This is a genomic window from Bradyrhizobium sp. WSM4874, from assembly GCF_055811835.1.
This window is the reverse complement of sequence record NZ_JBVVPR010000218.1, coordinates 1-415: the sequence shown is the minus strand read 5'-3', so window position 1 is coordinate 415 and position 415 is coordinate 1. Positions and strand designations below refer to the sequence as shown.

The following is a 415-nucleotide window of genomic DNA, read 5'->3' as shown; positions in this document are numbered from 1 at the left end:
TCGATCCGCGGTTCAGCTATCGAGGCGAGGACGTTGTGCTGACTCTGGAGCGCATCTGCAAAACCGTCGGTTACCCGAAGAGCATTCGTGTGGATCAGGGATCGGAGTTCATCTCCCGCGATCTCGACATCTGGGCTTATCAAAGAGGCGTTGTGCTCGACTTCTCACGTCCCGGCAAGCCGACGGACAATAGCTTCATCGAATCCTTCAACGGCAAGTTCAGAACCGAATGCCTGAACATGCACTGGTTCCTGAGCCTTGACGACGCCCGGCAGAAAATGGAGGATTGGCGTAGAGACTACAACGAAGTCCGGCCCCATAGCGCGATCGGCAACAAGGCGCCGATATCGCTGTTGAATGGCTCATCGGCGCCCCCGCCGGCATGAGCTAAACCCCGGAAAATTCCAGCATCAGC

1 protein-coding gene is annotated in these 415 nt (G+C 56.9%); it reads left to right on the top strand.

What is annotated here, in order from left to right; all coding sequences use genetic code 11:
• The coding region (locus tag AC0L3P_RS40100; RefSeq protein WP_473309472.1) for an integrase core domain-containing protein at window positions 1-386 on the top strand (386 nt) is incomplete at its 5' end.
• Window positions 387-415 lie beyond the last annotated feature (29 nt).